This is a genomic window from Gordoniibacillus kamchatkensis (genome assembly GCF_000829455.1).
Classification (GTDB): Bacteria; Bacillota; Bacilli; order Paenibacillales; family NBRC-103111; genus Gordoniibacillus; species Gordoniibacillus kamchatkensis.
The window spans coordinates 37,629-60,525 of sequence record NZ_JXAK01000002.1 but is presented as its reverse complement, the minus strand read 5'-3'; the positions used below and the strand labels follow the sequence as shown (position 1 = coordinate 60,525).

Genomic DNA, 22,897 nt, shown 5'->3' with positions numbered 1-22,897 from the left:
CGGGCTTGAACCGAGGATTGAACGGATTGTGGGAGAACGGTGTCTTTTTTTGCCGCGCTCTTCCGCCGCCGGTGCCATTTTGTTGGATCGTTGTCGTTCTTTTGGCGTCAGCCCTTCACCGCTCCGTCAATCAAGCCGGCCGTAAGCTGCTTCTGGAAAAAGAGAATGAACAGCAGCATCGGCACGATACTGATCACCGAGCCCGACATGATGAGCTGGTACGGGGTTCGCACCCCCGCTTCCAGAGACCGGATCGCCACCGCAATGGTCAGATTGTCCGGCGATCTCAGGATGACGGTAGGCCACAGAAAGTTGTTCCATTCCTCGATAAAGAATATAATGCCGAGGCTGGCCAGCGCAGGCCGCAGCACCGGGAGCACGACCGAAACAAACAGCCGGTATTCCGTGCATCCGTCGATTCTCGCTGCGTCCAGCAGCTGGTTTTGGATGGAGCTGCAATATTGCCGCATGAAAAAAATGCCGAAGCCGCTGGCCAGCCGCGGCAAAACGACGCCGATCAGACGGTCGATCAAGCCGAGCTTCTTGTAGATCAAAAACAGCGGAACCATGCCCGTCTCCATCGGAATCATCAGCGTCGCCAGCACGATCGCAAACAACACGCCGCCGAACCTGAACCGGTATTTCGCGAAAGCGAAGCCGGCCATCGCGCTGAACAGCAGCCCCCCGGCGGTAACGGCGAAGGCTGTGCCCACGCTGTTGAGCAGCACGCTTCCGAAGCGGTATTGCGTAAACAGCTGCACGTAATTTTCCGCATGCGGCGTCTTCGGAAACCAGACCGGCGGCATGGCGAAAATGTCGGATCTAAGCTTGAGCGAAGAGCTGATCATCCAGAAAAAAGGAAACAGCATGCAAACCGCGGCCGCCGCCAGCAGGAGAAAGACAATGCTGCGCCGCATCAGCCGCATCGTTCGGTACATAGGTTGCATAGTCGGTCCTCCGCCATATTCCGTCATTCGCCTCTACCTGAAAATAGCTTTAATTGCAATAAAGTCAGCAGCGCCATCAGCAGCAAAAAGGCGACGGAAATGGCCGAGGCGTAGCCGAAATGGAAATTTTCGAAGCTCTCCCGAAACAATAACAGAATCGGCGTCGTCGTGGCGTTCATCGGTCCTCCCTTGGCGACGATGTACGGTTCGACAAAGAGCGAGAACGTGCCGATGGTCGAGAGTACGGTGCAAAACAGCAGCACCTTGTTCAGCATAGGCACCGTGATTTTGAAAAAAATCGCCGCCGGGCGTGCGCCGTCCACCTTCGCCGCTTCGTAAAGCTCCCGCGGCACCGTCTGCAGTCCCGCCAGCAAGAGCAGCATATTGTAGCCGACCCAGCGAAACAGCACGATGAAGGCGACGGAAATTCGGGCCCAAAAGGGAGTATCCAGGAAGCGGATCGGCTGCTTGACGACATGCAAACCGAGCAGCAGATGGTTGACGATGCCGTCGTTCGTATTCAGCAGCAGCACGAAAACGAATGATACGGCGATGACGGACGTAATGTTCGGAACGACGAAGGCGGTCCGAAGCATTCCTTTCCCGGGAAGCCACGGCTGGTTCAGCGCCACGGCCAGCAGCAGCGCGAGCAGCAGCATCGCCGGAACGTAGAGCAAGAAAATGATCAGGCTGTTCTGAACCGATTCCCAAAATATGCGGCTGTAGAACAGCTTGCCGTAATTGTTCAGGCCTACCCAGCGGGCGTCCGCGGATCCTTGCCAATCGGTAAAGCTGATGTAAACCGAAAACAGAAACGGAATCATCGTAAACAGCGCAAGCAGGATGAAAAACGGAGCAATGAATACGTACGGAGCCAGTTTATATTGAAGCCTCCACCCCACTCCCAGCCCTCCTTCTTTGCTCGTGGCAAGCCCGGGTCAGTTCAATTTGCTGCGAAGCTCCTGGGCGGCTTTCTTGAACACGGATTCCACGCTTTTATTGTCGAGGACGATCTCGGCGAACGCATTGCGCATAATCTGGTTCGCGACCGGATAGTTTTTCGTGTACACAATCGGCGTTACCTGCTTCACGGCAGTCACGTACAGCTTTCTGACCGGCTGGTTGTTGAAATAGGCAACGGGCAGATTGTAGGCGCTGTCGTCGTAGGTCGTTTCCAGCGACGGGAACAGGCCCGCTTCTTTCAGCATTTTCACCTGGCTGTCGTTGCGCCCCAGCATAAACTCGATAAATTTCCACGCTTCCTCGGGGTGCTTCGAGTTTTTGTTGATGGCCAAATTCGAGCCGCCGTCGTTGGCGCTGGAGTACGGGTCGGACACGGACCATTTCGGCATCGGCACGACGGACCATTTGCCTTGCGCGTCGGGATCGATGATCGTGGAAAGCAAGCCGTCGTACCACGAAGCGCCGACGATGGTAGCCACTTTGTTTTGCTTGAACACGTTGTACCACGAATCGCTCCACGGCTCGACGTCGAGCACGTAGCCTTTTTTCACGAGGTTCACGAAGTATTGCCCGGCTTCGATTATTTCCGGCTTATCCAGCTGGACCTTCCCGTCTTTGTCAAAATACCACTGGTTGCGCTGCCAAATGATCTGTTCAAAAAACTTCGCATCCGTCTTCGTGCCGGAATCGGCCATCATGAACGTGCCCGTCTTCTCTTTCAGCGTTTGCGCAAACCTGGCGTAGTCTTCCCACGTTTTCAGCTTCTCCGCCACATCCTTCGGATCGGAAGGCAGTCCGGCATTTTTGAACAGGTCGTTGCGGTAAAACATGACGACCGGACCGCTGTCCCAAGGCATCGCGTAAATTTTGCCGTCCTTCGTCGCATCCGTCCATTTGAACGAATTCATTTTGTCTTTATACGGCGCCGTTTTCGACGAAATGTCCAGTAGAGCGCCGGCATTGATCATTTGCCCTAGCGCAGCGTCTCCAGCGTGACGACGTCGGGCAGCTCGTCGCCGCTGCTGGCCGAGATCAGGAAATTTTTATACACGTCATCTTGGCCGAGCACGTGCAAATCGACATCGATATCCGGGTACGCTTGACGGAACGCGTCCATGTTCAGGTCCAGAATCTTTTTGGCGTCTTCCCAAATCCAGACGACGATTTTTGTCTTTTTCCCGTCCGCCTTCGCCCCTTCCTGCACCGTCTTTTTGGACGTCTCCGTGCTGCAGCCTGCCAGCATGGAGAGCAGCAACGCCGATAAAACGCTTACAATAACCGCTCTTTTCACCGATCGAATCATAGCTTCGTCAGCCCCTTCTTTTCGCCATATGGCGGAAACTGACCTCATTATAGACAAAGAAAAAACACATAAGAACTTCAAATCGTCGCGGATTTTTCGTTCTTATGTGCGGTTTCGCCGGCGTTACGGCGATTCGGGTGTCACTTTGTCGGATCGGGGTTGCCTTTTTTGTTGCCGGTATTCGCTTGGCGTTTGGCCCGTGCACCTTTTAAACCACTTGCTGAAATACTTGGAATCGACCATGCCCAGCGTGTCCGCGATGTCCTGCACCGCCGTATCCGTCGTCGCAAGCAGCTCCTGGGCTGCCTTCAGCTTCGTCCGGTACGTGTAGGCAACGAACCCTTCGCCCAGCGTTTTCTTGAACAGGCTGCTGAGATGGCTCCGGCTAAGCCCGACTTCGCGGGCTACGTCGCTGACCGAAAGCTTGTCGTGCACCCTTTCCACGATCATTTTGACCGCCTGGGCGATCGGCTCCGGCCAGCGCTCCGGATTGACGCCGAACGTATGCTCCATTTCGGCCTGTTTGTAGGCGCGCTTTACCGCGTCGAGCCACGGCTGAAGCCCTTGCACCGGTCCTTCTTTGATCCAGCGCAGTGCGGGAATTTCCCCTTCATATCGGTCAGTTTTTTCTCCAGGCTGCCGGCATCCTCTGCCGGAACGAAGACGAAATAGCGGTCCCCGCCCACTTTAATGACTTCGCTCGCGGGCTGTCCGTACAGCTCCTCCAGGCGGCATCCGGCTTCCGGCGCTGCGCCCGCGGCCAGAAACACGGCGCTGGCGCCGCGAACCCACCGCCACTCGCCGGCAAAGACGGAGCTTCCGGCCAGCCAATCGTCGATGCCGAACAGCCATTCCAGAAACCGCTTGCGGATTTCGGCCCTCGCTTGCAGCCGGTACTCCCGGATTTCCGCCTGGAACTGCCGCAAAAACTGTTCGAGCTCGTCGTCGTTGTAAGACGTCTTCAGCACGTAGCCGGAGGCGCCTAGCTTGATGCCTTGCTGCACATACTCAAAATCGCTGTGGCAGCTAAGCAGCAATATTTTCGTCATTGGGGCGTGCTCTTTAATTTTTTTCGCCAATTCGATACCCCCGACTTCCGGCATCACGATATCGGTGATGACCACTTCCGGCTTGCCCTCCAGAAAGGCATCCCACGCTTTTTTGCCGTTCGGCGCGTCGGCGGCCACATGCATCCCGTATTTGCCCCACGGGATTGTGCCCATTAACCCTTTGCGGATAATCGCTTCGTCATCCACGATCATGACGCCGATTGACGTATCCGGGACCATTTATATCTCCTCCTGATAAGGCAGCCTGATATATACGGATGTTCCGGCGCCGAGCCGGGAACGAACTTCAAGACCGTAGCGGTAGCCGAAATGCAGCTTGATTCGCTGGTCTACGTTGTACATGCCGATCCGTTTGAGGGAATGGGCTTTCTCGCCCGGTTCGAGCATGCGGCTCAGCATCTCGGGCTCGATGCCTTTGCCGTTGTCGGTCAACGTGAGCAGCACGGCTCCCGAATCGGCTTCGATCGTAAGCTGAATGTTGCCCGCGCCGTCCTCGAACGCATGGAAAAAAATGTTTTCCACCAGCGGCTGCAGCGTCATTCGCGGAATTTGCACGCTCTTCAGCGGCACGCCTTGATTCGTTATCGTATAGGAGAAAACGCTTCCATAACGGTGCTCCTGAATTTGCAGAAAATGGTCGATCAGCTCCAGCTCCCGGTCGAGCGAAACGATCTCTTTCGTGAAATTCAAGTTGCCGTCCAGCACTTTCGTCAAGTGATAAATCATTTTATTGACGTCCTGCGCCCCTTGCAGCCGGGCTTTCCATTGGATCGAAGCGAGCGTGTTCAGAAGCAGATGGGGATTGATTTGAAAATGGAGCGCGCGCAGCTCGGCCTCCTTCTTCAGTCCTTCCACCCGGCGCACTTCGCCGATGAGCGTCTCGAGCTGGTACAGCATGTTGTTGAAGCTGAAAGCCAGCCTGCCGAGCTCGTCCTCGGAATCTACTTCCACCCTCGTATCGAGCTTGCCGATCCCGACCAGCTGGATCGTCTCCTTGAGGCGCTTGATGCGGCGGATAAACCGGGACGAGAGGACGAAGGCGTGCAGAAAGGCGACCAGCAGCGCCAGCGAAACCGCCAGAATAGTGAACGTGCGGATAATGACGGACGACTTGTAGAACTCGCTGTAAGGAATTCGCACCTCGATGCGCCAATCGGTGACCCCAGACGATTTGATCCATACGACATCGGTCGCTTTAGCGTCAAAATGGGATTGCGTCTCGTAAATGACGCGCTGCTGCGAATCGGTAATTTTGATCCGGGCATGCGTGTCGGCCTCGTACTCTTGAAACAGCTTCAGCAAGTTATCCGCGTTCACCTCGATCAGAATGTAGCTTCCTTCCAGAAAGCTCACCTGATTTTTGATCTGAAACAACAGCCCGATCACTTTTTCGCCGGGAATCGTCAATACGTCGATATAATGCTTCGGCTCGTAGATGCCGAACCAATAGTTGCCGGAGCCGGGCTTGTAATTGCGAAGCAGCCCTTCTTCCTCCATCTTCTGGACGTTGATCGTGCTTTCCCCGTAATAGTACCCCGAGCGGGTGATGATATAGATGCCTTTCGTATCCACCATTTTATGCGCTTTCAAAAATTGCTCCAGCTGCTGCTCGTCCTGAAAGCCTTTGTAGGTGGAGGGCACCTCCTCATGCAAGACGGTGAACTTCGGATCGAGCAAGTAGGCCAATATGTCCGTTGCCGTGAACTTCATCTGGCGCAAGCTGGTATCGATCTGGAATTGCAGCTGGGCCGCCGAATTGTTGCCGTACAAGCCGAACTGCTCGTTGATCAGCTGCGACGATTTCAAATAGGAGAAAAAGCCGAGCAGCAGCAGCGGAATCGTGGCGGCCAGCATGATCAGCAGCGTTAATTTCGTTTGCAGGCTTTGGCGTGCGATTTTGAGCCACTTGTCCGGTCGAATGGTCATCACCTTCATCTCGCGCGGTTCGACATTGTTTTTATTATAGCACGGCGGGTTGCCGGATGAAGCGGGCTTTTTTGGATAACGAACGGGGCCAGGGACTGCGTCCCCGGCCTGATCGTTTCGCTATTTCGCCTTTTTTTGATAAGCGCGCCACGTGATGCACCATTCGCCGGGATGGTCGAAGCCGGATTCGTCGATGCGATGAACGGTGCTGTTGTGCGGAGCGCTGCGCACGACGTCCGGGTCGTGGTAAGCCTCCCACGAAATTCGCTCCAACGCCCGGACGTATTCGTCCAGATCGTCCTTCGAGTAAGACTCCGTCGGCTCCAGGGTAAACGGCTGCGGCACAATATACGGATGGTGGCTGGTCCAGTAATGCAAGCCGAAGTCGCACATTCTCCGCTGGACGTCTTCCGTCGTAATGCCCGTCTCCTTGGTCAGCTGCTCCCAGCTGTAGCGCACCTGCTCGAGCCGGCCTCCCTTCACGTACGGAGCGCTTGCCCCGCGAATTTGCAAAATTTTATGGTACAAGTAGTTGTTGTTCAGCACGGCGATTTTGGCGACGTCGAGCAGCCCTTCCGGCCCGAGCGCGCGAATCCACGCGTACGCCCGCAGCACCGTTTGCGCGACGCCGTGGAACATTCTGACTTTGCCGATGCTGTGCTCCAGCTGCTTGTTAAACTTGTATTTCTCCCCGTCGAATCGACGATAGGGCCCGGCAGGAACGGAATCAGCTCCTTCGTAACGCCGAGAGCGCCCGTAGCGGGGCCGCCGCACATGTGCGGGGCGGCGAACGTTTTGTGCAGGTTGAAGAAGCACATATCGAAGCCGGCTTCTTTGGCCCGGGCGATGCCGAGCAAGCCGTTGGCGTTCGCCTGGTCGTAATAGCAAATGCCGCCATACTCGTGCACAAGGTCCGTGAACTGCTTGATTTTCGGATTGAAAATGCCCGTATCTTCCGGGTTCGCCACGACGAAGCCCGCCGTCCGCTCGGACAAAGCGTTTTTCAGCGCCTCGATGTCCGGGAAGCCATCCGGGTCCGGATGCAGGGTGATGATCTTGTACCCTTTCACCGCTGCGTCGCCGCTTGCGACGGGTGGGAGAAGATCGTCGTAATAATCTCGTCGCGCTTGTCGCCTTCGCCTTTCGCGTCATGGTAAGCGCGGCAAATCGAAGCCATCGCGAACAGCGCCTGGGTGCCGCTGCTCGGCTGGAAGCTGAACTGGTCCATGCCGGAAATTTCGCGCATGGCGAGATCCAGCGCGTAATAAATGCTCAAGATGCCCTGCACAGTAGATTCGTCCTGCAGCGGATGCAAATCCATCATTTTGGGATTCCGGATCAGCAGCTCGTTGACGCGGGGAATGTATTTCATCGTGCACGTGCCTTGGCCGATCTCCACGTTGAAATCCGAACCGAGCGTCTCCTGCGACAGCCGGAGATAGTGCCGCAGCACTTTGGCTTGGCCGATTTCCGGAAGCGCCGGAGGCGTGTCTCTGACCGCCGCTGCCGGCAAGCCGGAGACGCCGTCGCCGACTGCTTCTTCCACCGCTTTGTCCGCCGCAGGCACGAGCACTCCCCGCTCTCCGGGGCGGTGCAATTCGAAAATTACCGGCTCATCCCATTTCGCCTGATGAAACTGTCTGACCGTATACTTCCTCTGTATTCGTTTCATATCGGCTCCCCTTTCACGTTTGAAATTAGCTCTGAACGATAGACCGAACAGATGCTGCGAGCTTATCCAGATCTTCTTTCGTATGGATCTCCGTAACGCAATAGAGCGCGCACTGCCCCCATTCCGGATATTCGGCCGAAAGATCTTTGCCGCCGAAAATGCCCATCTCCAGCAGCCGCTTGTTCACCGTCTCCACCGTTTTCCCGGTCCGGGTGAAATCGACCACGAACTCTTTGAAAAACGGAGCCGCGAAGCGGATGCCGACACCTTCGATTTCGCTCAGCCGAAGCGCTGCGTATTTCGCATTTTGGACAATCGTCCGCCCCACTTCCTGCATCCCGTGCGGTCCCATCAAAGCGAGGTACACGCCCGCCGTGATGCCCCACAGCGCCGTTTGCGTGCCGACCGATTCCTTTCCTTTTTCCCGCTTGGCGAACGAAGTCCGTTCGTACGCGACATCGCCGAAGCCGTACTCCCCTTCCACCGCCGTGGGGGCGATGCCGAACAGGCGGGAAGGGTACTCCATCACGAACTTTTCTTCGTCGCGTGTGGCGATAAAGCCCGCCTGGCCCCCTCCGTACTGCATATGGATGCCCAGCGGCTGCAAGTCGCCGCAGACGATGTCCGCGCCGAACTGGCTCGGAGGCTTCAGTACGCCGAGCGAAATCGGATCTACGCCGACAACGAACAGCGCTCCGGCCTTATGGGCGTATTCGGCTATCTCGGCGCCGCGATGCTCTACGATGCCGGCGTAAGAAGGATTTTCGATGTAGACCGCCGCAATGCGCTCGGACAGCTTGGCGCGCAGGTCGTCCACCGACAGCAGCCCCAGCTTCGGATCGGCGTCGATATAGACGCAGCGGATGTCCGGCGACAAATAATTTTCAATGATCATTCTCCGTTCGGGATGGATGATCGCTGGCAGCAGCACTTCGCTTCGCCCCGTAATCCGCGCCGCCATCCTAAGCGACGTAGCGGCCGCCTGGGCCCAATCGAACGTAGGCACGTTGACGACGTCCATATCGACCAGTTCGGCAACGAGGCTTTGATATTCGAACAGAGTCTGGAACCGGCCGTGGTCCTCGTACGGTTCTCCGGCATAAGCCGTGACGAATTCGGAGCGCTGGCTGATTTCGTCGCACACCGCCGGGATAAAATGCTGCCAGCAGCCCGCTCCGAGAAAGTTCACATATTGCTTCGCCGAAACGTTCGTGTCCAGCAGCTTCTCGATATGACGCTGCAGCTCGTACTCCGTAAGCGCCGGAGGCACGTTCATTTGCCCTTTGAATCTGAGCTCCTCGGGAATGCCGCGGTAAAGCTCCTCGATGCCGGACGCGCCGATTTCGGCGAGCATTTGCCGCTGTACCTCCGGCACGGTGTTCGGAATGTACGGATGCGGCTTATAAGGTCCGTTCATGTTCTGCCTCCTGAGCTCGATTTGATTTCGCTAACGTCCGGTTAATTTCCGGCCAAACCGCCGCCGTCGACGACCAGCACGGACCCGGTCACCCACGAGGACATGTCGCTTGCCAGAAACAAGACCGCTTTGGCGATATCTTCCGGCGTTCCGATGCGGTCGAGCGGACGTCCCGCGGCGGAGGACTGCATAAACTTCGCTTCCTCCATGTTCATCTGCTTCGCTTCGTCGCGCAGCAGCGGCGTGTCCGTATCGCCGGGACAGACGCAGTTGACGCGAATGTTCTGCGGCCCGTGATCGATCGCCATCGCCTTCGTCAAATTGACGACTCCCGCTTTGGCCGCACAGTACGCCGCCGCTCTGCTGCCGCCTTCCAGCCCCCAGCCCGAGCCGGTGTTAACGATAGTTCCTCCCCCGCCGTCGGCCATGACCGGAATCGCGAATTTGGACAGCAGATAGGCGCCTTTTAACGAAATATCGATGACCTGGTCCCATTCCCGCTCTTCCAGCTCCACAACCGATTTGCGGCGAATGACCCCGGCATTGTTGAACAAAATGTCGATGCGGCCGAAGGCGGCAGCGGTCTGCTGCACCGCCTGCTCGCAATCGCGAATGGAGGTGATGTCGCAGTGCTGAAACGATGCGCTCAGCCCTTCCCGCACAAGGCTGTCCGCCGCCGCTGCCCCTTGCTTTTCGTTGATGTCCACAATTACCGCATGCGCCCCGTACTCCGCAAGCAGCTTGGCGGTTGCGAAGCCGATGCCCGACGCTCCCCCCGATATGACGGCCACTTTCCCTTGCAAACTGAGCATACTGTCCTTCATCGTTTCGTGTCCCCCTTAGTTTGATAGAGCTCATTTGCCAACATTAGAAATACGCTCGAGGTCCACGTAAACGCCCGGTCCCGCAGCCCCTCGCCCGACACGGCGTCGAAGTTTTCCGCCATGCCGCTCTTCGCCGCCATGCCGCAAAACCGCGCGGCGATGTCCAGCGCGAATTCATGCTCGCCGCAAGCTTTGAGCCCTTCGTATACAAGCATCGTGGACGGCGCCCAGATCGGCCCCCGCCAGTAGCCGTCCGCCTCGTAAAATTCGCTGCGAACGCTTTCCGTGGCAAAGCCGTGCCCGGTCAAAAAGCGGCCCTGCTCCTTGAGCCCCTCTACCAGCTTGCGCATGACGGGCTCGGGCAGCCGCCTACCCAACACGATGGGCAAAAACAGCTGCAGGCTATCCCCGACCGAAGGCGTATGCTTGCCCGACAGCTTCGCGCGGAACGCCTCTCCGTCCCAAAAATGGTCGATCATGCCGTGCAGCAGCGCCTTCGCCCGGCTGTCCCATTCCGAAGCTTCGCGCTCCAGGCCGAGGCGCGACGCAATGTTCCCCAGCACCTCCATCTGCAGCACAAGGAAAGCGCTTAAATCCGGCGTCTCGACAGGCACCCCCAAATGGAACGCCGTACCGTTGTCCCAACCGCTGTCGTTGCCGTGGTTGTACTGCGGAATGCCGTCCCGGTCGTCGTCCCGATGCCGGAACCAGAAGTTCGTCCACTTGGCCAGCGGCTCATATACTTCCCGCAAACGCTCGGTGCCGATCCGATCCGTCCTGTCCATCATCCAGGCCAGCGTCCAGCCGTGAATCGGCGGCTTGCAGCCGTTCCACAGCGCATACTTGTCGTTCATCAAATCGGGCAGCATGCCCGATTCGTGCTGCCGGTCGAAAAAAATCATAAACTGGTCCCACGCCAGGTCCGGGTCGCTGCGCACGAGCGCCATCGCATTAAAGCAGTGATCCCAGCTCCAAATGTTCGTCATCCAGTTTTTCGACATGTACATCGCTCTGCGCGGCAAGTACCCTTCCTGGCTGACTACGCAGGACCATGTAATGTACGCCGCCAGCTTTCTCGCTTCCTCGTAGCGGGACGGGGACTGCAGCGTGCGATCCAGATACGCTGTAAAATGTTCCTCCGTCCGCTTCGGCCCGCCGCTTAGCAAGCCGCGAACGTCAGCTCTTGGCTGAACCCGGTATTCATGCAGCAGCAATTCGAAGCCGTCCTCGCCTTCCCCCGGCGCCATCTCGAACGCGATAGCGGTGCACCTGGACTTTTCCCAAGGCGCGTCCGTCCGCAGTACGCCCGATAACGGGTACAGGCCGAACCTCGTTTCTTTGGAGTAGCTGTTGACCTCCACTCCTTCCGGCACGGCAACGGCATAATCGTACGTTTCGTTTACCGCGACGAGCCGCAGTCCCGCTCTATGGCCCGTTATCCGGATCACATCAGGCTCTTGAAAACAAAACTGTACGCAGCCGTCATCCGCGATGACGTCGAGCTGCGATGCCGTCGCCGTGTAACGATACGGCACCGGCTCGCCTTGGCGCGTAAGTTCCAGGCGAAAAGCGAGACCTGGGTCTTCGTCGCCCCCGCGCACGCTTTTCAAATAAAGGCCTTTTTCCGCCTTGCTCCCCGCCGTTTCCGAAATGGCCATGTACGAGCCGAACGCGCTGAATGGCACCTGACTTAAGTTAAGCAGCATGTTTGCACCTTTTCTCCCATGTCGTCCGCGACTTCGTTTCAAGGAAATTGTATATAAAAAAAATCCGTTCATGAACGGATTTCTTAGCGGAGTTATGTGTCAATTGTTCTCTTTTTGTTGGAAGCAAAATGCCGGGTGCATTTTCGTTAGATCACGGTATGAGTTTTGTTCGAAGCAGGTGATATGGCGCTGCTTGCCACGCGTTTTAGCCGAGCACGATGCGGTCGTCGGACAGCTGGTGCCCGCTGATTTGCTCGAATTCGCCGAGCAGCTGCTCTACGGTCAAATGGCGCTTGCGCTCCTCCGGAATGTCGAGGATGATGCGCCCTTTATCCATCATGATGAGGCGGTTGCCGAGACGGATCGCCTGCTCCATATTGTGCGTCACCATCAAGGTTGTCAGCCCGAGGTCGCGCACGATTTGGTCCGTCAGACGGGTGATCAGCTCCGCCCGGGCCGGATCGAGCGCCGCCGTATGCTCGTCGAGCAGCAAAATTTGCGGCTTCGTGAACGTCGCCATGAGGAGGCTCAGCGCCTGCCGCTCGCCGCCAGAGAGCAGTCCCACTTTAGCCCGCAGCCGGTTCTCGAGGCCGATGCCTAGCCGCTGCAGCTGCTCGCGGAACATCGCCCGCTTGCTGCGATTCACGCCGAGCCGGAAGCCGCGCGGCTTGCCGCGGGCGTACGCCATCGCCAGGTTCTCCTCGATCGTCATACGCGGCGCCGTGCCGGCCATCGGGTCCTGGAACACGCGGCCGATCCAGCGGCTGCGCTGGAATTCGGGCAGCGCGTGAATCGGCTTGCCTTCGATCAGCACTTCGCCGTAATCCGGCTTCATGACGCCGGAAATGATGTTCATCAGCGTCGATTTGCCGGCCCCGTTGCTGCCGATCACCGTAACGAAATCGCCGGGGGCGAGCTTGAGCCGGATGTCCGTCAAGGCGATTTTCTCATCCGCCGTGCCGGGGTTGAACAGCTTGGATACTTGCGACAGCTCGAGCATCAGCGCACACCCCCTTGCTTCGGTGCGGCAGCCGCAGCCGCAAGCTCGAGCGACCGTCTGCGCGCGGCGCTCCTCGCCTTGACCGAGCGCCGTGCGGTCGGCAGCACCAAGGCCACGATGACGATGATTGCCGTAATGAGCTTCAAATCGGAAGCGTCCAGCCATTGGACGCGCAGCGCGAAGGCGACGACAAGCCGGTATACGACCGAACCGAGCACAGCCGCCAGCGTTGCCCGGAACACCGAGCCGGAGCCGAAAATCGCCTCGCCGATAATGACCGAAGCGAGCCCGATCACGATCATTCCGATGCCCATGGAAATGTCCGCGAATCCGGACTGCTGCGCGACGAACGCGCCGGATACGGCGACGAGGCCGTTCGACAAGCTGACGCCGAGAATGGTCGTCGAGTCCGTATTGGCGCCGAGGCTGCGAATCATGCGCGAGTTGTCGCCCGTCGCCCGCAGCGCCAGGCCGAGATCGGTGTGCAGAAACGCGTCCAGCAGCAGCTTCACGATGATGACGACAATCAGCATGAAGACCAGCGGCGAGATGGACGCGAAAATCGTATCGACGCCGAGCAGCGAGATGTTCGGCTTGCCCATAATGCGCATATTGATCGAGTACAGCGCGATCATCATCAGAATGCCCGACAGCAGGCCGTTGATTTTGCCCTTCGTGTGCAGCAGTCCGGTGCACGCCCCTGCCGCCAGCCCGCTGGCGAACGCAACGAGCGTAGCGAGCCACGGCGAGTTGCCGTGCGAAATCATGATGGCCGTCACCGCCGCGCCGGTAGTGAAGCTTCCGTCGACCGTCAAGTCGGGGAAATCCAAAATCCGGAACGTGATGAACACGCCGAGCGCCATGAGCGAATACAGCAGTCCGAGCTCGACTGCTCCGCTTAACGAGCCAATCATAACAAATCCCCCAAATATGAAAGTAAGGGGTGAACGATTAGGCGCGTTCACCCCGGTTCTGGTTGCGATGGTTACTGGATGATGTTATTCGTTTTGTCCTTGACTGCGTTTTTCATGGCGTCGGTGACGGTGATGCCTTGCGCAGCCGCCGCTTTCAGGTTAAGGATCAGATCGAGCTTCTCCTGCATCCCTACCTTCATGTCGCCCGGCTTTTTGCCGTTTTTCAAAATATCGACGGCCATTTGCCCAACCTGGTAGCCATGATCGAAATACTTGAAGCCGACAGTGGCGAAGGCGCCTTTTTCAACCGTATCGCGGTCGCTGGAGAAGAAAGGAATATGGTTCTTGTTCGCCGTCTGGATAATCGCGTCGACGCCGCTGACGACCATGTTGTCGAGCGTAATGTAGAACGCGTCCACGCGGCCTACGAGCGACTCGGCGGCTTGCTTCACTTCGGACGTATTCGTTACCGGCGCGCGAACGAGCTTAACGCCGCTCTTCGCCAGCTCCTTCTCCGCTCTGTCGGCCATAACGACCGCGTTCGGCTCGCCCGTATTGATGACGACGCCGACGTTTTTCACGTTCTTGAAGTTGGTCGTAATGAAGTTCACAAGCTGAACGGTTGCTTCCGGGTTCGTGTCTGACGCGCCGGAGACGTTGCCGCCCGGCTTATCCAGGTTGCTGACGATTTTCGCGCCGAGCGGATCGGTGACGGCTGCGAACAGCACCGGCGAATTTTTCACTTGCTGCACGACCGCTTGCGCCGACGGCGTAGCGATAGCGAGAACGAGGTCGTTACTCTTGGCGCCGATCTTTTGCGCGATCGACAAGTTGTTGGCAGAGTCGCCCTGCGCGTTGTTGTAATCGACCTTCAGGTTTTGGCCGTCGACGATGCCGGCGTCTTTGAGCGCAGCGAGGAAGCCGTTGCGGGTCGCGTCCAGCGACGGATGCTCGACGATTTGCGAGATGGCGATGTTGTACGTTTTGCCGCTTGCTGCAGGAGCGGCCGGCGTGTTCGAGCCCGCTGCCGCAGGCGCGTCTTTCTTGCCGCAGCCGACGGCGCCGACGAGCACAGCCGACATAACGAGAGAAAATAATACCTTGTTTTTCATTGTTCTTTTTAACCCCTTTCAATATAGTACGTGCGACAGCAAAGTTGGAAATTTCACGCGCGAAAGCAGGAAAGTTTATGAACAGAATCAGAAAGTATAAGCTTCCTTCAGCTGCTTCCTGATTCCGCCTGAAAAGCTGCATCGCTTACGAAGCGAGTTTTGCTTCGCAAAACTTGTAGGTCGCTCATCTTCGAAAATAGTTCGATAGAAGCTTTTCTTACCACAGTTTAAGGCGCTTGTCTTATGCCGTCAATTGAAAATTGTACGCTTGATGCGCAATAACGGGTTGCGTCGAGAGAGGTCGTGAAGATGCATCGGCCCGACGGCACTCCTTGGCAGCCACCCAACGCAAAAGGCGGGTAGCGCTTCTAACGCTTACGGAACAGACGGGAGGGGGCTTTCGGCCGATTGCGGAGGGCTGCCCAGTTGGGCGGCTAGAGCCGGCCTCGATCGGCGCCGAATGCGGACGGAATGCGGCGGCTCCCGCTCTGGAGAATCATGGTATGCTACGCCGTACCCTCCGCCAGTACTGACGATGCGGCATGCTGCCATGAGCCCTCGTCATTTCAGCATTGTCCCCATCCGCTTGGCCGCTTCCATAATCAGAGGCGCTTGCTCCTGCATTTTTTCCAGCGTCAGCCGGTTCGACGGACCGGAAACTGCCAAAGCGGCGATCAGACGCCCGGCCCGGTTCAAGATCGGCGCGGACACGGCGGCGGCGCCGGGCTCCCGCTCTTCCACGCTCGTCGCGTAGCCGAGCCGCTTCGTCTCCTGCAGCTGCTGCACGAACAAATCGCGGTCGAGGCTGGCCGGCCATTCCGGATCAAGCAGCATCTCGCTGACGACCATCGGCTCGCCGAAGGCGACGAGCACTTTGCTCGACGCGCCGACGTACAGCGGCATGCGCGCGCCGACCGGGGCTACGCGGCGGATCGCCTGGCTGCTTTGCACCGCCTGGATGCGGACCCGCTCTTTGCCGTCGCGCACGTAGAGCGACACCGTCTCGCCGACCAAATCGCGCAGCCGCTCCATCTCCGGCAGCAGCAGCAAGCTCGGGTCGTCCGTCTGGGCGAGATTCGCCGACAGCTCCCACAGCCGGAACCCGAGCCGATATTTCTCCGTCGACACGTCGCGCAGTATGAAACCTTTGCCTTCCAGCGAAGCGAGCAGCCGGTGGACCGTGCTTTTGTGCAGCTTCACTTTGCCGGCAATTTCCGTCAAGCTCAGCTCCGTCGATTCCGTAAAACAGAGCAAAATATCCAAAGCGCGTTCGACCGCGCGCACCGTCAGCTTCCCATCCTCCATCAGCCCGTCACCGCCTATTCGAGTTTCACCAAATGAAACCATGTTGCTTTCAGTATAACGGATCGCCCGTCCTTGCGTAAAGCCCTTTCGACAAATATTACAGCGTCGTTACAGGCGGCTAACAATTGCGCGGAATCGTTGACTTCCGGATCGAACGGGTCATACACTGGAACTACACCGATCGACTCCCCGGTCATCCGTTTCCGTCCCCCGTCGCCCCAGTCACAAATGAATCGCTTCTAGGAGGATCCCGTATGGATGCACCCGTACCTCAAACACCGCAAACGCCCCTTGCGACGGCTGCTATTGGCAGCGCTTCCACAACTGCCGGCACGCTGCGCCGCAGACGCGGACGATGGCTGCTCACCGCCCTGATCTCACTCGCAATGCTCGGTGTCAGCCTCATTCTTGCTTTTCACGCTTATATCGCCTGGACGCTCGCCCGTCCGCATATCGACCCGCTTCAAAGCAATCCGCAGGCCGCTATCGGCGTTCCGTATGAGAACGTCACCTTCCCGAGCCGGGGCGGCGGATCGACGCTGCAGGGCTGGTATTTGCCGGCGGCAGGGTCAACGAATACCGTCATTTTCTCGCACGGGTACGGAGGCAACCGCGAGGAGATCTGGGTGCCGATCTATAGCTTGGCCAAAATGCTGCACGACGCTGGCTACAACGTGCTCATGTTCGATTACGGCTATGTGCAGGGTGGCGACCGCATCGTAACCGGCGGCATCCGCGAGTCGCAGGAGCTGCTCGGCGCGTTCGATTACATGAAAGACAAAGGTGCGCACAACTTGTTCATCTGGGGCTTCTCGATGGGGGCCGGCACCGCTTTGCAGGCGGCGCTGCAGGAGAACGGCACGGCGATCAGCGGAATGATTCTCGACAGCACGTTCCTGCTCAATCCCGACACTCTTTACCATAATATGCGCCAGGTTGTCGATTTGCCGCGCTATCCTTCGCTGCCGCTGATCCGCTGGTTTTCCCGCTGCTCAACGGCGTCAAACTGCGGGAAGTTCCGTACACGAAAGTGGAATCGACCGCCTACCGGATGCCGATCTTTTTTATCCACGGCAAGCAGGACGAACGCGCTCCGTACGAGACGATCGAGCGTCTGTACGCGAATCAGAAAGGCACGTACGGCAAGCAGCTGTGGGAGCTGCCGAACGCCACGCACGAGCTGCTGTACCGCGCGGAACCGGAGCAATACAAGCAGCGTACGCTGCAGTTTTTGCGGGCGAATACGGTCGAATGGAGCAGCTTCTCGGGCCCGCGTTAATCGACAATGGCGAGTATAGCGATCCCCTCCCCCGAATATAATGGCTTCAGCGGAATCCGTCATGGTAAAAGAAGCCATTTGCCCGTGGGGAGGGGATTGTTGCATGTTAAGAGTTTACGGCACCCTGATGCCGATACGTGTTCTGGAAGAAATCCGATTCTGGAAAATGCAAGAGCGCGAGCATACGCTCGTCATCCGCGCGCTGGCGCCCGATCTGGAAGCGCCTTTCGCAGCGCTGCTGAGCGAGTGGGAGAGCGTGTTCGAGCAAAGCGAGATGGCCGCCGGGCGCATGCTGGAAGCCGCGGTGCATGGCGGACTCGTCGTCTCGCAGCCGCAGCACGCCGAAGTAAGCCGGTTGCTTACCGTTTCGGCCGTGCAGTCGGAGCAGTTCATCCGGCATTTGATGAGGATGGAGGGCGAAAGCGCGCCGATCCGCAGCAGGCCGGTAGTCAAAACGGTGCTCGAGCACATCATTCGCGAGTCCGAATATTTTCTCGGCGTGCTTCAGGCCGGCGATCCGCTCCTTGCGCCGAATCAGCCGCTCTCGTACGCGCCGGGCGCGCCGGCAAGGCCTGCTGCGCCCGAAAGCGCTGCTGTGCCTGAGCAGCCGTCGCCGGCGGTATCGCCTCCGGCGGCACCGGCAGCGCCGGCGGGCGGCGTGGCGGAGGCAGCGGCACAAGGCATGACCGATACGGAAGCTGCGGAAGCGGTGCGGGAATCGGGTTCTGCGGAGGCTGCCCGCGTTGCGGAATCGGCAGCAGAGCCGGCAATTGGCCTAGCGGAAAGGGAAGCGGCAACAGAAGGTGGCTTAGCGGAAACGGAAACAGCAGGGCCGGTGCGGGAATCGGGTGCGGCGGAGGCAGCCCGTATGGCGGAATCTGCAGCAGATGACGCAATAATAACGGAGGAGGACGACACCCGCGAACTCGCCTACCTGCATGTGGTTCCGACTTCCGCGGACGCTTTCTTCGCTTCGGGTGATTTCGAGCGAGTTGCTACCGGCGAAGGGCTATGGTCGCTTCCGGATACGCCCGGGCATGCCCCGGTGCCGATCGGCGGCCATCATCTGCCGCCGCTGCCGTACGGATACGATGCGCTGGAGCCGCACATCGACGAAGCGACGATGCGGCTGCACCACGATAAGCACCATCGCTCTTATGTCGAAGGCTTGAACCGCGCCGAGAAGAAGCTTGCGGCAGCCCGCGAGGCTGGCGACTTTGCGCTGGTCAAGCATTGGGAACGTGAGCTTGCGTTTCACGGCGCCGGCCACAACTTGCACACCCTGTTCTGGAGCGCAATGAGCCCGAAAGGCGGCGGACGCCCGAACGGAGCGCTGGCGGCGGCTATCGACGGCAGCTTCGGCTCGTTCGAGAAGTTCCACAGCCATTTCAGCGAGGCCGCGAATCAAGTGGAAGGCGGCGGCTGGGCGCTGCTCGTCTGGTGCCCGCGCAGCTGGCGGCTGGAAATTTTGCAGGCCGAGAAGCACCAAAACTTGTCGCAGCAAGACGTCGTTCCGCTTCTCCCGCTCGACGTCTGGGAGCATGCGTACTACGTCAAATACCGCAACGAGCGCGCCAAATATGTGGCTGCATGGTGGAACGTCGTCAACTGGCCGTTCGTCGAGGAACGGTTTGCGAAAGCGCGCCAGCTCAGGTGGCCGGCGTACTAGCGCGCGTAAAGCCCCGGGCGAACAGCCCGGGGCATATGGAACGCCGCACTCTTTTCATGCTATTGCAAATTGAAGCTGCACTGTTATAATGGATATCATAGGTCCATAATGATAACAATCCTTTGTGAAGGGAGGACGAACCATGCAGTTCTCCAAAAGCACCGATTACGCCCTGCACGCCTTAATTCATTTGGCACAATCAGAGCGCCGCAACAACATCGGCATCAAGGAGCTATGCGCGACACTTGGCGTTTCGGAAAGCTACTTATCCAAAATCATGTCCAAGCTGAGACAGGACGGGATCGTACGCGCTGTACCGGGAGTGAACGGCGGTTACGAGCTTGCACGGCCAGCCGGGGAGATTACATTTCTCGAAGTTATTCAAGTGATTGAAGGCCGGCAGCAGCTGTTCGAATGCTCGAATTTGGACTCGCAGCAGCATCGGTTGCTGGCTGAGGACAGAGCCGCGCGGCAGGACCAGGATTGCCAGGGACAGAGCGAATGTCTCGTAAAAAAGGTGATGGACGGCGCCGAACGGCAGCTGCATCAATACTTGCGGGAGTACACGATCCAGTCGGTGCTGGACGCGGCTTCCAAGGAGTGCAATCATGCATTAAACAAGAAGTGACTCACTTCTTGCAATTTAATTATGGATATTGTAGATCCATGGAGGAGAATAGTGACAATGAAAACCCAACTTCTTGATGTAGCGATTATTGGCGGAGGCCCGGCAGGTTTGAATGCTGCCCTCGTGCTGGGGCGGGCGAGGAAACATGTGGCGGTGATCGATGAAGGCCGTCCCCGCAACGCGGTCACTCGCAAAACCCACGGATTTGTTACCCGTGACGGAATAAGCCCTGGCGAATTTCGGTGGATTGCGAAGGAAGAGATCGGCTCCTATCCGTCCGTCTCTTTTGTACCGGATACGGCTGTGTCGATTGCGGGCACGGACGGTCATTTTCATATTGCGACTGCGCAAGGAGCAACCTTTGCCAGCAAAAAGCTGCTGTTTGCCGTCGGCATGAAGGACCGGCCGCTGGACATTCCGGGGCTGGCGGAGGTTTACGGGAAAAGCGCCTTCGTCTGCCCGTATTGCGATGGCTGGGAATTAAGGGACGAGCCGCTTGTCGTTATTAACAAGGGGGCTGAACTGATGCATTTCGCTCCGTTGATTTCCGGATGGACGAACCGTTTTACAATTTGCACGAACGGCCCCGACGAGCTGACGGACGCCGAACGCGAGGAACTCCGCCGGCATCGTGTCCCCGTTTTCGAATCGCCGATCCGGCACATCGACTCAAACGACGGGATCGTGCGGCAAGTTGTTCTCGAAGACGGCACGGCAATTCCGTGCAGGGGGATCTTTTTTAAACCGGACCTGGTTCCGGGATCGGATTTGCCGCGAGCCATAGGATGCCAATTCTCGGAAACGGGAACAGTCGTCGTCGACGCTTTCGGGAAAACGAACGTTCCGGGCATCTACAGCGCCGGGGATGCGGCATCGCGGCTGCATCAGGCCATTGCTGCCGCCTCTATGGGCGCATTTGCCGCCGCAGCCATAAACAATGAACTGAATATGGAGGCTTGGCAGCGGAACGGATGAACATTTTTGAACCACAATAAACCATAGTGAAAAGAGGAATGATCTTGAACGATTTTTTTAATGAAGCCATTTGGGAAAACGCGTGGAAAAACGATCCCGACACCGGCGTGAACAAGATGGAAAAATCCGGGATCAACCCGGCCAACGCCTTTGATGACAAGGCCAAGTCTTTCAACGAGCAAGCGTTTAACGAAGAGGGAAGAAAGCGAGCCAAACGCATCATGAACTGGCTGGAAGGACAAGGAGTTCGGTTCGAAAACGCCTCCGTTCTGGACATCGGCGCCGCCTCGGGAGGATTCTCGGTGCCGTTCGCGCAGCGAGGGGCCAATGTAACCGCCGTAGAGCCCAACCTTCCGCTGGTCGAGCTGCTGGAACAAAACATCGGAAAGTTCACCGAAGGCAAGGTGAGGATTGTACCCGAACCGTTTGAGGAAATTGACGTGCGGGCCAGAGGCTGGAGCCATGCCTTTGATCTCGCTTTTGTCTCGATGTGCCCGGTCATTGTCGATTGGGCGAGCGTGGAAAAGGTGCTCCAATGCGCGCGGCAGTTTTGTTATATCAGTATGCCGGCTGGCTCCAGGGAGCACAGTCTGGTGAGTGAAATCTGGCCGCTCATCACCGATAAGCCCTTCAAAACGAAACAAATGGAATTCGGATATTTACTCCATCTGCTGTATCTCAAAGGCTATTCCTACGAATCGCTTGTCACCCGGGAAATGAAGACGACTGAAGTATCCAGGGAAGCGGCGTTGCAGGAAGCGATGAACCGGCTGCGCATTCACGGTTTGCCTGACGATGATCGGACTCGGAAAACGGTAGCTGGCTATTTGGAGCAAACGTATCCGTCAGGCAAAGTGGCCGTGCAGGAGGGTGGCCGTTTTGGCAAAGTATTGATTCGATTGCAGGATCAAAGCATGTACACGGGAGAAATTTGAGGCTGACGGGGCGGGTTGCGTTCTCATTCCGGAAAAACCGGCGATCGCTTTCTGAGCGAATACCGAAAAGCGGTTGCCGCTTTTCTATACGTCCGCTCGTGGCCGCCCCGCAAATAACACTTTTTCTGCCGCCAGACATTTAGCCAACGTGTAGCAGCGCCTTTTAGTTCCATATCAGCGTCCCCATAGTCTTTGCATAAGGAACGCGGGCGCAAGACACCACTGCAGCTTCAAAAGACTGCCGCAGCAACAACCAACCCTTCCGGACGAGCGCATGCCCGCCGCAGCAAAAAGGCCCCCCGCCGCGCGGAGAGCCCCCAATATCTCTTACAACAACCGTCCCTACTGCTTGAGCAGCGCCAAAAACTCCGAGCGCAGCGGCGCATTGGTGCGGAACTCGCCGCGCACCGCGGACGTGACCGTCTGCGAGCCGGGCTTTTTCACGCCGCGCGAGCACATGCACAAATGCTCGCCGGTAACGACGACCATGACGCCGTGCGGCTTCAGCACACGCTCCAAAATATCGGCCAGCTCCGACGTAATCCGCTCCTGCACTTGCAATCGGCGCGTCACCGCCTCGACGAGCCGCGCGAATTTGCTCAGCCCCGCCACCTTGCCGCTCGGAATATAGCCGACGTGCACTTTGCCGAAGAACGGCGCCATATGATGCTCGCATTGACTGTAATAGACGATATCTTTAATGATGACAAGCTCTTCGTGCTGCTCGTCGAACGTGACGCCGAGCACCTCGTCGACATCCGCATCGTAGCCGCCGAAAATTTCCTCATACATCCTTGTCACTCTGGCCGGCGTGTCAAGCAGCCCTTCCCGTTCGACATTTTCGCCGATCAGCCGCAAAATTTCGCGGATATGGCCCTCGATCAGCTCTCGATTTTCAGCCACACGGCTGTTGCGGTATTCTTTAGCGGGCATGACAGTCCCTCCGTTCTCCCTGGCCTGACCGGCGCTTGCGCATTGCTTCGCCGGCAAGCTTGTGACGCCGTTTACCTGCGTCTTTGTTTTTTGCCGCCCAGGTTCTGATTTTTCATCATCGCCTGCATTTTGTTCATCTGCTGCTTGTTCAGGTTGTAGCCCATCTGCTTGGCCATTTGCTGCAGCTTCTCCGGATCTCTCTGCATCGTTTCGAGCTGGCGGCGCAAATAGTAGACGCCGATAAAAAAGCCGCCGATCAAGCCAACGACCAGCGTTACGATCGGAATGACATAGTTATACCACATGGCGGACGCCTCAC

At 57.8% G+C, this 22,897-nt stretch carries 21 protein-coding genes and 1 pseudogene; 5 read left to right on the top strand and 17 right to left on the bottom strand.

Annotation, left to right across the window (positions count from 1 at the left end):
• Positions 1-107: 107 nt before the first annotated feature.
• The 15 genes and pseudogenes from SD70_RS01490 to SD70_RS01425 all read right to left on the bottom strand — a co-directional run bounded on the left by SD70_RS01490 (position 108) and on the right by SD70_RS01425 (position 16,159).
• The gene (locus tag SD70_RS01490; protein ID WP_231570979.1) at positions 108-947 is read right to left on the bottom strand and encodes a carbohydrate ABC transporter permease; all 840 of its coding nucleotides are present in this window, start codon (positions 945-947) and stop codon (positions 108-110) included.
• 23 nt (positions 948-970) lie between these two features.
• Positions 971-1,849: a carbohydrate ABC transporter permease gene (locus tag SD70_RS01485; RefSeq protein ID WP_041044973.1), complete on the bottom strand. Its 879-nt coding sequence runs from the start codon at positions 1,847-1,849 to the stop codon at positions 971-973.
• Positions 1,850-1,885: 36 nt separating this feature from the next.
• Complete coding sequence (locus SD70_RS01480; protein ID WP_052486939.1) at positions 1,886-2,878, bottom strand: ABC transporter substrate-binding protein; 993 nt, start codon at positions 2,876-2,878, stop codon at positions 1,886-1,888.
• Between the two features lie 5 nt (positions 2,879-2,883).
• Complete coding sequence (locus tag SD70_RS37415) at positions 2,884-3,213, bottom strand: hypothetical protein (protein WP_052486938.1); 330 nt, start codon at positions 3,211-3,213, stop codon at positions 2,884-2,886.
• Positions 3,214-3,336: 123 nt separating this feature from the next.
• Positions 3,337-3,783: a helix-turn-helix domain-containing protein gene (locus SD70_RS01475; RefSeq protein ID WP_041044971.1), complete on the bottom strand. Its 447-nt coding sequence runs from the start codon at positions 3,781-3,783 to the stop codon at positions 3,337-3,339.
• Positions 3,750-4,502, bottom strand: a complete 753-nt coding sequence (locus SD70_RS32695; protein ID WP_052486937.1) for a response regulator — start codon at positions 4,500-4,502, stop codon at positions 3,750-3,752. The genes SD70_RS01475 and SD70_RS32695 overlap by 34 nt, the downstream gene beginning before the upstream one ends.
• Entirely contained in the window at positions 4,503-6,209 is a 1,707-nt protein-coding gene (locus SD70_RS01465) for a sensor histidine kinase (RefSeq protein ID WP_052486936.1), read from the bottom strand. It lies immediately after the preceding gene.
• A 120-nt stretch (positions 6,210-6,329) separates the two neighbouring features.
• Positions 6,330-7,881: pseudogene (gene gcvPB / locus SD70_RS01460) on the bottom strand (aminomethyl-transferring glycine dehydrogenase subunit GcvPB).
• Between the two features lie 25 nt (positions 7,882-7,906).
• Positions 7,907-9,298 (bottom strand): aminomethyl-transferring glycine dehydrogenase subunit GcvPA, encoded by a 1,392-nt coding sequence (gene gcvPA, locus SD70_RS01455; protein WP_041044969.1) that lies wholly within the window; start codon positions 9,296-9,298, stop codon positions 7,907-7,909.
• Positions 9,299-9,339: 41 nt separating this feature from the next.
• Positions 9,340-10,122 (bottom strand): SDR family NAD(P)-dependent oxidoreductase, encoded by a 783-nt coding sequence (locus SD70_RS01450; RefSeq protein ID WP_041044967.1) that lies wholly within the window; start codon positions 10,120-10,122, stop codon positions 9,340-9,342.
• Positions 10,119-11,828, bottom strand: coding sequence for an amylo-alpha-1,6-glucosidase (locus tag SD70_RS01445; RefSeq protein WP_041044965.1), 1,710 nt, complete (start codon positions 11,826-11,828; stop codon positions 10,119-10,121). Before SD70_RS01445 ends, SD70_RS01450 begins: the two co-directional genes overlap by 4 nt.
• A 205-nt stretch (positions 11,829-12,033) precedes the next feature.
• Positions 12,034-12,828, bottom strand: a complete 795-nt coding sequence (locus tag SD70_RS01440; RefSeq protein ID WP_041044963.1) for an ABC transporter ATP-binding protein — start codon at positions 12,826-12,828, stop codon at positions 12,034-12,036.
• Complete coding sequence (locus SD70_RS01435) at positions 12,828-13,742, bottom strand: ABC transporter permease (RefSeq protein ID WP_041044961.1); 915 nt, start codon at positions 13,740-13,742, stop codon at positions 12,828-12,830. Before SD70_RS01435 ends, SD70_RS01440 begins: the two co-directional genes overlap by 1 nt.
• Positions 13,743-13,813: 71 nt before the next feature.
• Positions 13,814-14,854, bottom strand: coding sequence for an ABC transporter substrate-binding protein (locus SD70_RS01430; protein ID WP_041044959.1), 1,041 nt, complete (start codon positions 14,852-14,854; stop codon positions 13,814-13,816).
• 561 nt (positions 14,855-15,415) lie between these two features.
• Positions 15,416-16,159: an IclR family transcriptional regulator gene (locus SD70_RS01425; RefSeq protein ID WP_041044956.1), complete on the bottom strand. Its 744-nt coding sequence runs from the start codon at positions 16,157-16,159 to the stop codon at positions 15,416-15,418.
• Between the two features lie 254 nt (positions 16,160-16,413).
• Here SD70_RS01425 and SD70_RS01415 point away from each other — a divergent pair, with 254 nt between their 5' ends.
• From SD70_RS01415 to SD70_RS01395, 5 genes are all read left to right on the top strand, one after another.
• Entirely contained in the window at positions 16,414-17,457 is a 1,044-nt protein-coding gene (locus SD70_RS01415) for an alpha/beta hydrolase (RefSeq protein WP_231570978.1), read from the top strand.
• A gap of 84 nt (positions 17,458-17,541) precedes the next feature.
• Entirely contained in the window at positions 17,542-19,107 is a 1,566-nt protein-coding gene (locus SD70_RS34410; protein WP_041044951.1) for a Fe-Mn family superoxide dismutase, read from the top strand.
• Positions 19,108-19,249: 142 nt separating this feature from the next.
• A complete protein-coding gene (locus tag SD70_RS01405) occupies positions 19,250-19,735 on the top strand; it encodes an RrF2 family transcriptional regulator (protein WP_041044949.1) in 486 nt (161 codons plus the stop codon).
• Positions 19,736-19,792: 57 nt separating this feature from the next.
• Complete coding sequence (locus SD70_RS01400) at positions 19,793-20,710, top strand: NAD(P)/FAD-dependent oxidoreductase (protein ID WP_041044947.1); 918 nt, start codon at positions 19,793-19,795, stop codon at positions 20,708-20,710.
• Between the two features lie 41 nt (positions 20,711-20,751).
• On the top strand, positions 20,752-21,645 hold the full coding sequence (locus SD70_RS01395) for a class I SAM-dependent methyltransferase (protein WP_041045177.1): 894 nt from the start codon (positions 20,752-20,754) through the stop codon (positions 21,643-21,645).
• 342 nt (positions 21,646-21,987) lie between these two features.
• Here SD70_RS01395 and folE read toward each other — a convergent pair whose 3' ends face one another.
• Together folE and SD70_RS01385 are read right to left on the bottom strand one after the other, a co-directional pair.
• Positions 21,988-22,578, bottom strand: coding sequence for a GTP cyclohydrolase I FolE (folE, locus tag SD70_RS01390; protein WP_041044945.1), 591 nt, complete (start codon positions 22,576-22,578; stop codon positions 21,988-21,990).
• Between the two features lie 71 nt (positions 22,579-22,649).
• Positions 22,650-22,883 carry a YneF family protein gene (locus SD70_RS01385; protein ID WP_041044943.1) on the bottom strand — a complete coding sequence of 78 codons (234 nt, stop codon included), beginning with the start codon at positions 22,881-22,883 and terminating at the stop codon, positions 22,650-22,652.
• Positions 22,884-22,897: the final 14 nt, after the last annotated feature.